Source organism: Protofrankia sp. CiP3 (assembly GCF_917627345.1).
Lineage (GTDB): Bacteria > Actinomycetota > Actinomycetes > Frankiales > Frankiaceae > Protofrankia.
Genome location: NZ_CAKJTM010000126.1, coordinates 1 through 11,182 on the forward strand (window position 1 = coordinate 1; position 11,182 = coordinate 11,182).

At 68.6% G+C, this 11,182-nt stretch carries 9 protein-coding genes; 4 read left to right on the forward strand and 5 right to left on the reverse strand.

Annotation, left to right across the window (positions count from 1 at the left end):
- Window positions 1-233: 233 nt before the first annotated feature.
- The 5 genes from MJ797_RS23665 to MJ797_RS23685 form a co-directional block, all read right to left on the reverse strand.
- Complete coding sequence (locus MJ797_RS23665; RefSeq protein WP_239341367.1) at window positions 234-539, reverse strand: acyl carrier protein; 306 nt, start codon at window positions 537-539, stop codon at window positions 234-236.
- Window positions 536-2,248, reverse strand: coding sequence for an acyl-CoA dehydrogenase family protein (locus tag MJ797_RS23670; RefSeq protein ID WP_239341369.1), 1,713 nt, complete (start codon window positions 2,246-2,248; stop codon window positions 536-538). Before MJ797_RS23670 ends, MJ797_RS23665 begins: the two co-directional genes overlap by 4 nt.
- Window positions 2,245-3,972 (reverse strand): acyl-CoA dehydrogenase family protein, encoded by a 1,728-nt coding sequence (locus MJ797_RS27220; protein WP_305039801.1) that lies wholly within the window; start codon window positions 3,970-3,972, stop codon window positions 2,245-2,247. The genes MJ797_RS23670 and MJ797_RS27220 overlap by 4 nt, the downstream gene beginning before the upstream one ends.
- Complete coding sequence (locus tag MJ797_RS23680) at window positions 3,969-5,738, reverse strand: fatty acyl-AMP ligase (protein ID WP_239341371.1); 1,770 nt, start codon at window positions 5,736-5,738, stop codon at window positions 3,969-3,971. The genes MJ797_RS27220 and MJ797_RS23680 overlap by 4 nt, the downstream gene beginning before the upstream one ends.
- Window positions 5,739-5,801: 63 nt before the next feature.
- The gene (locus MJ797_RS23685; protein WP_239341373.1) at window positions 5,802-7,073 is read right to left on the reverse strand and encodes a pyridoxal phosphate-dependent aminotransferase family protein; all 1,272 of its coding nucleotides are present in this window, start codon (window positions 7,071-7,073) and stop codon (window positions 5,802-5,804) included.
- Between the two features lie 252 nt (window positions 7,074-7,325).
- On the opposite strand from MJ797_RS23685, the gene MJ797_RS27625 reads away from it, so the two are divergent.
- From MJ797_RS27625 to MJ797_RS23700, 4 genes are all read left to right on the forward strand, one after another.
- Window positions 7,326-7,583 carry a transposase family protein gene (locus tag MJ797_RS27625; RefSeq protein WP_374582875.1) on the forward strand — a complete coding sequence of 86 codons (258 nt, stop codon included), beginning with the start codon at window positions 7,326-7,328 and terminating at the stop codon, window positions 7,581-7,583.
- Window positions 7,584-7,898: 315 nt separating this feature from the next.
- On the forward strand, window positions 7,899-8,624 hold the full coding sequence (locus MJ797_RS23690; RefSeq protein ID WP_239341375.1) for a bifunctional 2-polyprenyl-6-hydroxyphenol methylase/3-demethylubiquinol 3-O-methyltransferase UbiG: 726 nt from the start codon (window positions 7,899-7,901) through the stop codon (window positions 8,622-8,624).
- A gap of 9 nt (window positions 8,625-8,633) precedes the next feature.
- Window positions 8,634-9,959 carry a cytochrome P450 gene (locus tag MJ797_RS23695; protein ID WP_239341377.1) on the forward strand — a complete coding sequence of 442 codons (1,326 nt, stop codon included), beginning with the start codon at window positions 8,634-8,636 and terminating at the stop codon, window positions 9,957-9,959.
- A 7-nt stretch (window positions 9,960-9,966) separates the two neighbouring features.
- Window positions 9,967-10,995: an NAD(P)-dependent oxidoreductase gene (locus tag MJ797_RS23700; RefSeq protein ID WP_239341379.1), complete on the forward strand. Its 1,029-nt coding sequence runs from the start codon at window positions 9,967-9,969 to the stop codon at window positions 10,993-10,995.
- The last annotated feature ends 187 nt before the right edge of the window (window positions 10,996-11,182 follow it).

Here is an 11,182-nt window from a genome sequence, read left to right on the forward strand (position 1 = left end):
GTGCGACCTTCGCGCACCCCTGGATCTATCCTCGGCTGTTCGTGCGCCCAGCAGACAGTGGGAGGTGATGCCGTGTGATCTGTTGATCTCGCTGACGTAAGATCGTCGTCGCTTGCCGGTGGGAGTTCGGTCCGGGTAGCTGTCAGGTCGCGCCACGAGGCGCTTGTTCATTCGAGTGGAGGTGAAAGGACTCCACATTGCTCTCGGCTGCCGTTTGGCGGCAGAAGGGGCACTCACCCGGATGACACGTCGTCACTGCGGTGCTGTGCCTGCTCGCAGAGCATGAAGTGCAGCAGTTCCGCGATGCTGTCGACGGTCGGGTGATGCCAGGTCAGCGTCGGCTCGACCGCCAGGCCGTACTCGTCCTCGATGTCACCGCACAACGTCATCGCATAGACCGAGTCCAGACCGTACTCGACGAGCTTGACATCGGTGCGCAGCTCGGTCTTCGGTCGCTCGGTGTAGAAGGCGATCTGGCCGACCAGCCATTCCTTGATGGTCTCGGCCCGCACGGCCTCGAGATCGGGTTGCAGCGTCATGATGTCGCTCCTTCGGCGAGGTGGTGGACCGGATGTGGGTCGCACTCGGCGAGGTCCAGCGCGCGGTCCTGGTCCGTGCGTGCCCGCAACTCGGATAGCAGCGCGTCCTGCGCCGCCCGTGTTCCAGGAAACGGTGCGTGGCCGAGTCGTTCGGTGAGCCGTCCGAGCGCGGCGGCCAGCCAGCCAGGGGCGCGGGTGAACGGGTCGGTGCTGTCGCGCTGGTGCCACCACGTACCGAGGCACGCGGACGCCGTCAGGATGACGGCGTAGCGCTCGCAGAGCGCGAAAGCGGCAGGTTCGGCCGGTGACGTCGCGTCGTACGGGGGAAGTTCGAGAACGCGGTCGCGCAGCTCGCGCAGGTCGTCGAGCAGCATCCGGCACAGGGGCCCCAGCACCGGATCGCCGTCCAGCTCGGGTGCCAGTGCGACGAGTACGGCGAGCACCGGGTCGTCGGTACCGGCGGCGACCGGTGACCGGCGCAGGTCGAGGTCAGGCAGCTCGTCCGACGGTCGGAACAGCGCTGCGGGTGCGGGCACCGACCGGAACCAGTCCCCGGCGGCCGAACGACGCAGCTGCGGGAGCATCGACGCCACGCAGGCGGTCGGGCCGGCATGTGCGAGTGCGACGACGGGCAGATCCCGACGGTGCTTCTGGAAGATGGCGTGCTCGCCTTCACGCAGGAACGACCGGGCCCCGAGCACGACGGCCAAGTCGTCGACGGCCTCATTGATCATCGTCGGCACCAGGTACTGCAGGGCTGCGGCGTAGCCGCCGGTCTGGTGCGGCAGCAGGTGCAGAGCGCGGCAGACCGTCGTCGTGATGCTGTCGCAGGCGAGCAGGTCGGCGAAGGCACCGGTCAGCAGGGATCGGGCGTGCGGCAACTCCGCCACCGTGCCCGAGTAGCGCGGGCGGCTCGTCGCGAACCGGGTCACCGTGCGCAACTGGGTGTCCAGGCAGCCCACCGTGGCTCCGGTCAGCACGGCGCCCGTGAGCCGGGTAGCACGCGACACGGTCTCCAGTGCGTGGCCAGGCACCCCGACGACCGTGGACGACGGCACGTGCGTGCCGTGGAACTCGGCCCCGCCGAGACGCATCCCACGCAGCCCGGCCGTGCGGCTGCGGGGCAGGAACCGAACGGTTCCGCGGTCAATCGCAGTCATGTCGACGAGCAGTAGCGAACGATTGCGGGCGTCGGCCTCGTCTCCGGTACGGGCCATGACCGTGGCGTAGTGCGCGCCGGCGACGTCGTCGACCAGGTCCATGCGGCCGTCCACCCGCAGCACGCTCCCGTGCTCCGACGCGCGGATGCGAGAGCGGGCAAGATCGTGGCCGGTGTCCGGTCCGCCGTAGACACCGCGGGCCTGGCCGCCGCTCAGCAGCACGTCGGCCAGCAGGCGTTGGTGTTCGGCCTCGCCTGCCGCCCACACCGTGGCCGAGGCTATGAGGTTGGCCACGCCATGTCCCAGTCCCAGCGCGGCGTCGCGGCGGAACACCGGGCGCAACAGAAGGGCGAGTTCGTCGGCGCGGCGCAGCCGGCCGCCCGACGCCGTCGGTACGAAGTGGGCGTTGAAGCCAAACGCGTCGAGCACCGCGCGGCCCGCCGGCAACATCTGACCGCGTTCGTCCGCGCGCAGTACCGCGGCGAAGCCCAGCGGGTTGTCCTCGTCGCGCGGGTCACCGAAGCGGCCTTCCAGCGCGGCGGCGGTCACCGTCGCACCCCCGCGACCGCCGCCGGCAACAGGGAGTAGGGCGACCCCGCTTCGTGCTGGGCGACCAACGGCTGCGCCAACCGGTCGAGCACGTCGGCGTCGGCGCGACCGCCTGGAGACCCCCGCTCGAGCACCCGGCTCAGACATGCCTCCAGCCATAGGCCCGACTCCCACAGTCCCACCGGATCCGCGATCGTGTCCCGGTTGGCGAGCCACAGGTGCACCGCGGCCGCGGCCGCGACACATCCCGCATACCGCTCGGCCAGCTCGAACGCCGCAGTGGGCACGTCCACCGGCGTCGGCCGGTACTTCGTGACGCCGTCGAGGACGTCTTCGACGAACGTCCGGACCACGCCCGCGGCCCGCACCAGCGACGGCGGCACCCCGGGTTGCCGCGTGAGGTCGTCGATCGCGGCCGGCAACGACAGCACGAGCCCACAACCCGTGCGCGGCCAGAGCGTGAGGCGGTCCGGATCCAGCTCGGGCAGCGGTGCGGCCAGTGTCGTGCACGCACGCAGCGCGTCCACGTCCACCGTGCCCCGGCGCTGGGCCCGCGCGAGCGCGGGGAACACGGTGATCAGCGCGTGCAGGTTGACCACGGTGCTGCCGTCGAAGATCCCGACGATCCGATGGTCGCGCTCGACCTTCTGGAACCGGCCGTGCGCGTACCCGGTACCGACTGCCGACGCACGCCATCCCATGATCGTGGACAGCCGTCGGATCAGCCGGTCCACCGTTGTGGAGGTGAAGAACTTGGTGGCCGCGGACACGACGGCCAGCTCAGCGGTTGCTGCCTGTACCGACCGCGCGGCCACCAGCGCCAACGCCTCGACGAGCAGCAGGTCGGCGTAGGCCGTGGTGAGTGTCCGTCCGGTGTGGAGCAGTTCGATCAGTGGCCTGCCGCCTGCGTGGTCGAGTGCGTGCGCGACGGCCATGCCGAGCGCCTGGTCGGCCGCTCCCAGCGACAGCGCCGCGCAGAGGGTGCGGGTGAGTTGGAGCCCGCGCAGCACCAGCTCGATGCCGTCGCCCCGGCCTCCGACGAGCGCGTCGGCGCGGACGGTGGCCTGAGTGAAGGCGATTCCGCTGATGTCGGCCCCCCGGATCCCGTGCAGTCGCACGGCGGGCAGCGGATGATGCCGCGTCGGGGCCAACTCGCGTTTGTCGACCAGCAGGACGCTGAAGCCCCGGGTTCCGCCGGTCGATTCGCTGCGGGCCAGCAGGCACATCAGCTCGCTTCGGGTGGCGTTGCCGATCAGCCATTTCTCGCCGTCGACCCGGAAGCCGGCCTCCGTCGGCTCGGCGGCGACCTCGCCGGCGACGAGGTCGCCGCCGTGGTCGCGCTCGGTGAGCCCCCACGAGACCACGGTTCCGGCCCGGATCCGCGCCGCGAGCGCGACGCACTGCTCGACGTTGCCACCCACCCACACCGACACCGCCCCGAGGAAGGTCGACCCGTGGGCGATGGCCACGGTCAGATCCCGGCGCGCGATGACGCGCAGCACCTGCATCGCGTCGTCGTAGTCGCGCAGAACGCCCCCGAACCGGGTGGGGACGTAGTAGGCCGGCAGGCCGAGTACGTCGAGTTCGCGGCCGATCTCGTACGGGAACTCCTCGTGATCGTCGAGGTCGCCGCAGCGCGCGTAGGAGAAGATCCGGCCGTCGTCGCGAGGGTCTCCGAGGCGGCGCTCCCAGTCCGCCGCCGCGGCGTACAGCTCGTCGTTCACCGCACGCCGTCCAGGCACGGCCGCGGCCGGTAGCGCCTGCTGGTCGCGACGTCGAGGTCCTCGTAGACCGGGGCGAGCCCGCCGGTCATGAACAGCTCCCGCATCCGGGCCCGGCGCACCTTGCCGCTGCTGGTCCGAAGGACCTGGCCGGGGCGCAGGAACACCAGGTTCGGCACCCGCACGCCCAGGCGTTCGCCGAGCCGTACCCGCACCTCCCTGGCCAGCGCGGGCAGGTCCAGCTCCGCTCCCCCGCGGGTGCGCAACTCCTGCATGACCACGAGTTGTTCTTCCGGGCCGGGCACCGAGCAGACGCTGCTCTGCAGCCCCCGGAAGGCGTCGTGCATCCCGGCCATGTCGCGCTCGATGTCGTGCGGGTGCAGGTTGCGCCCGTGGATGATGATCATGTCCTTGATCCGGCCCGTGACGTACAACTGCTGGTCGCGGAGCACCCCCAGGTCGCCGGTGCGCAGGAACCCCTGCTCCGATCCGTCCGACAGAACGCCGTGGAAGGTCTCGAGTGTGGCCTCGGGCCGATTCCAGTACCCCGAGGCCACACTCGGCCCCCGCACCCAGATCTCCCCGACCTGGCCGTCCGGCAGCGGTTCGCGCGAGCGCGGATCGACCACCCGGATGTCGAGCCCGTCCGCTCGGCCGCTGCTGACCAACAACGGCGCGTCCGCGTCGGCGGGCAGGCGCGTGAGCACGCCGCGTTCGAGATCGGACTGGTCGACCGGGGTGATCACCGGGCCGTGAGCGTCGGGGGTGCAGGTGACGAGCAGCGTGGCCTCGGCCATGCCGTAGCAGGGTTTGAAGGCTTCCGGGCGAAAACCGGCCGGGGCGAAGCGTGCGGTGAACCGGATGATGGTGGCGGCGTCGATCGGTTCGGCACCGCTGAGCGCATGCCGGACTCTGGAGAGATCCAAACCGGCCAGCTGCTCGTCGGTCACGTGGCGGGCGCACAGGTCGTAGGCGAAGTTCGGGGCCGTGATGTGGACGGCCCGGTACTCGGTGGCCAGCGCGAGCCACTGGTGGGGCCGGCGCAGGAAGTCGGTCGGGGACATCAGGATCGCCGTTCCACCGAGCCACAGCGGCGCCAGCAGCATCCCGACAAGACCCATGTCGTGGTAGAGCGGCAACCAACTGCAGGACCGTGACTGCGCGTTCGCGCCGAGCACATCCCGGATGAGGGCGAGGTTGTGCACCAGCGAGCCCTGGGTGACGACGACGCCCTTGGGATCGCTCGCGGATCCGGAGGTGTACTGCAGAAACGCGACGTCTTCCGGCCCGACCGGCGCGGGCCGGAAGACGTCACCGGTGTCGTCGACAACGTCGTCGCGACCCATCGCGCTCACCACGACGCCGTCTCGGACGGAGTCGGCGATGAGCCGGGTGACCACGTCGACGTGCTGAGGGCCGGTGAGCACCGTGCCCGCCTGCGCGTCAGCGGCGACGGCGGTCGTTCGCTCGTCGGCGCGGCCCTGGTTGGCGGGAGCGGGTGCCGGCACCGGCACTATCCCCGCGTAGAGGCACCCGACGAATGTGACGACGAAATCCAGGCCGGTGGGGTGCAGGAGCAGGACCCGGTCGCCGGCGCGGCGGCCTTCGAGCAACCGTCGGGCAACGCCGGCCGCGGCGCGGTGGAGCTGGACGTAGGTCAGCGTCTCGGCGTCACGCTCGTGCCCGGCGACCCGGACCATCGTGACCGCCGTTTTGTCGGGTGTCACACGGGCGTGGTGCACGATCGTGGCAGCAAAACTGTTGAACAAGATCTGATCTCCTTGCGAGACGGATCGATCCCGTGCCCGAGCCGAGTCGGACGCCCGCACGCATCAGCCGAATGCAGCTGCCGCCGGGTCCTGCTCGGGCAGGTCCGCCTGAATTTTCGCGAAGGCGGCAAGAGCGCGATCCAGGTGTTCGCGTTCGTGGGTGGCCATCACGCTCATGCGCAGGAGCGCTTGTCCCGGCGGCACAGCGGGGTGCACGGCCACGTTGACGTAGATTCCGGCGTCGTACAAGGCTCGCCAGAACAATATGGCGTGCTGGTCGCTTCCCATCGGCACCGGCAGGATGGGCGCCAGTACCTCCGACCCGTCAGGCATCGTGGTGGGAATGCGTGTCTCGATGCCGATTTCGACGAGCCCACGCTGCAGATAGTGTGCGTTGTCGAGAACGCGGGCCCGCAGTTCCCGGCCTTCCTCGGACCTGATCACGCGCAGCGCGGCCAGCGCGGCTCCTACTGCTGCGGGCACGGCTGCGGCGGAGAACATGAAGGCGTGCGACTGGAACCGCAGGAATTCGATCACCTCGGCCGACCCCGCGACAAAGCCCCCGCAGGAGGCCAGCGACTTGGAGAAGGTGCCCATGCGTAGATCCACGTCAACGCTCACACCGTATGCCTCGCACAGGCCAGTACCGGCGGCTCCCAGCACGCCGGCGCCGTGCGCCTCGTCGACCATCAGCCGTGCGCCGTGCTCGCGACAGAGTCCGACGATGTCGGAGAGGCGGGCTAGGTCTCCTTCCATCGAGAACACACCGTCCACCACGACCAGCGTCCCGCCCCCGCGGTCACCGCGGCCGGCGGTCGGGCCGATGAGCAGCTTCTCCAGCATGTCCAGGCGGTTGTGGCGGAAAGGCCGCGAACGGGCCCGGGACATCGACACCGCGTCGAAGATGGACGCATGGTCGCCGGAGTCGCAGATCACCGTGTCGTCCGGCCCCAGCAGGGCGGCGATACAACCCAGATTGGCCTGATAGCCCGTGCTGTAGACGATGACGTCCTCGGTGCCCATCCAATCGGCCAGCTCGTGCTCGAGCGCGACGTGCAGCGGGGTGGTGCCGTTTAGGAAGCGGGAGCCTGCAAGACCGGTGCCGTACTCCTCCAGCGCACTGCGCGCGCCTTCCTTCACCGCCTCGTGGCCGGTCAGCCCGAGGTAGTTGTTCGATCCCAGGATGATTCGATCTTGCCCGTCGATTCGGGCGACCGGGCCCGGAGCGCCGTCCACCAAGCGGAAGTAGGGCAGTAGATCGCGCTGGCGAAGCGTGCGAACTAGATCTAAGTACTCATGCCCGCGCGCCTTCTCGAAGAGATCCTGCTGCACCATGACCCGCATCATATGCGTATGACACGCAGAGTGACCACTCTGTGAATTACTTCACAAATTGAGCCTTTCTCAACGATAGGACTGTTTATAGGCTCTGACAAGATTCCGGTGGTGGCAGACAGTTGCTGTGTGGGTATCGTTAGCGCTGTGTGACGCCGAGTTCCTGAAAATCGTTTTTCCTCAGTTCATTGGGCCCCTCATCGATCGGGCCGTCGATGAGGGGCCGCTGGTGCGGATCGCCGCGCGGACCCGGTGGCTTGTCCGCGCTGCGGGACGCTCACCGGGCGGGTGCACGGCTATCACCGCCGTCGCCTTGCGGATCTTCCGGTCGGGGGCAGACCGATGATGATCGAGCTGGCCGTGCGGCGGCTGGTCTGCTTTCGTGGACAGTGGCTTCAGGTCCGCTGTCCACGAAAGTGGGAACCCTCCACTCCGTGCAGCCGTGCAGCCGTGCAGCCGTGCAGCCGTGCATCGGCGCACAGCCAGATACCTAAAGAAATCGATCAATAACCTACAGTGAAACATCGACTGTTAATGCGCGCCGACGCTTCTCAAGCACGCTCCGGGAAGGTATGCTCGAAATGCGATGGGAAACGCTGCTTCACTCTGCCTCGGCCTAGATCTCGCTTAGATCACTATGGATCTTCCTGCATTCTTCGCTCGCCAAATGAGGTGTCGCTGGATTACGCCAATCGCCGTAACATACAAATCTTGGCCCGCGTCGCTGTCTCGGCCTGCCCAGTACGACAGAAAGCAAGGGGAATGAGAGTCGGTGCCTGACTCGAGAAGGGTATTGTCGCTGAGCGTTGCGGAGTACGATGCGGGATGACGACACGGCAGACCCACCTGCGCGATAGCGGCGAGCGAGTGGTCCCGGAGTGGGTGAACCCGAACGATCGTATGGTGAAGATGCTGCTCGACCAGCACCTGCGGCGGTACCGGACGGCCGCCCTCGCGGTGGCGGACAAGCGCGTGCTCGACTACGGCTGCGGGGTCGGCTACGGAGCGCGGATGCTGGCCGAGGCCGGGGCGGCGAGCGTGACGGCGGTGGACGTCGACCCGGCCGCGCTCGCCTACGCACGGACGCACTACCCGGCCGCCGCCATCGACCATGTCCTCGCCGACACGATCGCCACCGGCACCTACGACGTGATCACCTGCTTCGAGGTGCTCCAACACGTGCAGGATCCAGCCGAACTTCTGGCGGCTTTCCAGAGGGTGCTGGATCCGCACGGCAGGCTGTACCTGTCCGCCAGCACGTATCCGACGGCGGACATGTACCGGTACCACCAGCGCGACTACGACCAGGCCGGGCTGCGCGCGGCGGTGGGTGCCGCGGGGTTCACCATCGTCGACGAGTTCGACCAGGCTTCGGTCATGTCGGCCAACGACCTCCGCCGGGCCTCCTTGCTACATTGGCGGAGCTTCCCTGCGCAACGATTCCGGCGCCATCCGATGCGTGTGCTGCGCCGACTCGTCCGGACCCACCTCGTCCAGGGGGTCACGCACGAGGCGATGACGGTGGTCTGCGCACCCACAGGAAATGTGTGATCTGACGAGATGCTGACGACACAGACGCGGTTGCCCCCGAGCCCCCCGGCCCCGCGCAGCTGGCAGACGCTCAACTGGCTGGTACGGCCGTACCCCTATCTCGACGCGTGCCACCAACGGTTTGGTCGGGTATTCACCCTGCGCCTGCACGCCTTCGGCGACCTCGTCATGCTGTCCGACCCGGACAACGTCGCCGATCTCTTCCGGATGTCACCGGACGACGCGCGGCCGGGTGAGGCCAACGAGCTGATAACCCCGGTAGTGGGCAGCGAGTCGCTGTTCGTCCTCGATGGTGAGCCCCACGCCCGGCGACGAGCGGAACTGCGCTCGTCGATCACTACCCGGCCGCCCATCGACCCGGACGTCGTCAGCAGTCTGACACTGGCGGAACTGCCGTCCGGAGGCGGAGAGGTCGCGGCCAACACGCTGTTCCGGTGGCTCGCGATGCGGCTGATCGGCTATCAGTTGTTCGGTACCGCCAGCCCCGACGTGCTGCGGCCGCTGGCCGAGCAGCTCCACTGGCTCCTCGGTCCGCTCGGCTCCACGGCGGCCTTCTTCCCGCCGCTGCAGCGCAACCTGGGACCGGCCAGCTTCGGCTACTGGTTCCACCGCCGAATCGAGGCGGCGAACGCGGCGCTGGCCGATGCGGTACGGCAGGCGACTGCGCTCGCGGCAGCACCGTCGACCGTCGAACGACTGTGCCGAGGCAGGGGCGGCGGATCAGCCGACCGTCTGGAGGGGACACTGCGCGACGACGTGGTCACCATGATAGTGGCGGGCGACGACGCGATGGCGAGCGCGATGTCGTGGACGCTGTTCTGGATCGCTCGGACACCGCGCGTACAGGAGCGCCTGCTCAACAGCTTGCCACCAGGGGCCACACCCGAGCAGATCCTCGACAACGACTACCTCACGGCGGCCTGCCAGGAAGCGCTGCGGATCACGCCGGTCGTCGACATGGTCGCCCGCACGACGACCGTGCCGGTCAGCGTCGCAGGGTTCGACATCCCCGTCGGGTCGTTGTTGTCCGCGGCCATCTACCTGGTGCACCGCAACGAATCGATCTACCCCGACGCCGCCAGTTATCGTCCGGAACGGTTCCTCGACCGGTCGTACCGGCCTTCGGAGTTCATCCCGTTCGGCGGTGGCCTCCGGCGTTGCCTCGGCGCCAACCTGGCGCTCTTCGAATTGCGACTGGTGATCGGCACCATCCTCGCCAATTACCAGGTTGCACCGGCGAACCCGGAGGCGGGCGAGTTGCGCTACGCCCGCCGGAACGTGACCGTCGCACCGGCCGACCCGCTGCTCGCGCGGCTGATCCCGCGCAGGCGCTGAGACCAGGATGGCCACAGACGGCACGACCCGACCCGACACCCTGGTCACCGGGGCCACCGGCTTCATCGGTGGCCACCTGACGCGAACGCTCGTCCAGCGAGGACATCGGGTACGGGTGCTCGCCCGTGCCGGCAGCGACCGTTCGGCGTTCGCCGATCTGGAGGTGGCTGTCGAGGAGGGTGGTCTCGACGACACGGCTGCGCTCGAACGTGCGACGGCCGGGGTCCGGCACATTTACCACTGCGCCGGGATGTCGGCCGACTGGGGCCCGTGGTCCCAATTCGCGCGGACGAACGTAGACGGTGTGGTGAACCTCGTCGCGGCGGCGGCGAAAGCGGAAACCGTCGAACGATTGCTGCACGTGAGCACCACCGATGTCTACGGGTATCCGGAAGAGCTCTGCGACGAGACCGCCGCCGTGCGGGACGTCGGCCTTCCGTACAACCGAAGCAAGATTAACGGGGAACGGGCATTGTTCGCCGAGGCCGAACGCGCTCGCCTGCCGTGGACGGTCGTGCGGCCCGCGACCGTCTACGGTCCGCGCGACATGGTTTTCGGCGTCGAGTTCGCACAGCTGCTGCAGAAGCGGAAGATGGTCCTCATCGGTGGGGGCATGCGGACGGCAGGTCTGCTCTACGTGAGCAACGCGGTCGACGCGATGATCACCGCCTGCCACAGCAGCGCCACGGTGGAAAAGGTGTACAATCTGCGCGATCCCGAACCTACCACGTGGCGCGAGTACGTCGACGCACTGGCCACCGGGCTCGGGCTCGCCGCGCCGACGCTGAGCATTCCGGTCCCGCTGGCGATGGCCGCGGGACGGGTGTGTGAGTTCGCGTTCACGGTGCTGCGCAAGCAGTCCCGCCCGCTCCTCACGCGCCACGCAGTGCTGTTGCTCGGTATCGACCAGTCCTACCCGATCGACCGCGCTCGACGTGACTTCGGCTTCGGCAGCGGCGTGTCGGCCGCGGAGGGCATCGCCCGGACGGTCGAATGGCTCCAGTCGCCGGACGGCCGTCGATGCGTGGGCCACTGAGCCTTTCCGCGTAACGGTTCGTTGCGTTCTGTAGTCATGTTGTCCGGTTGTGCTCGATGTGGAGGAGGACGAGCGCAGCGGCGACGATCCGGCCGATCCTCCATGGGCAGCAGGGCGTGCTGCAAAGTCGTTTGTGCTGGTCAGGCGGGGTGTTCGAGGCCGAGGATGGTCGGCGCGGCGGCCTGTT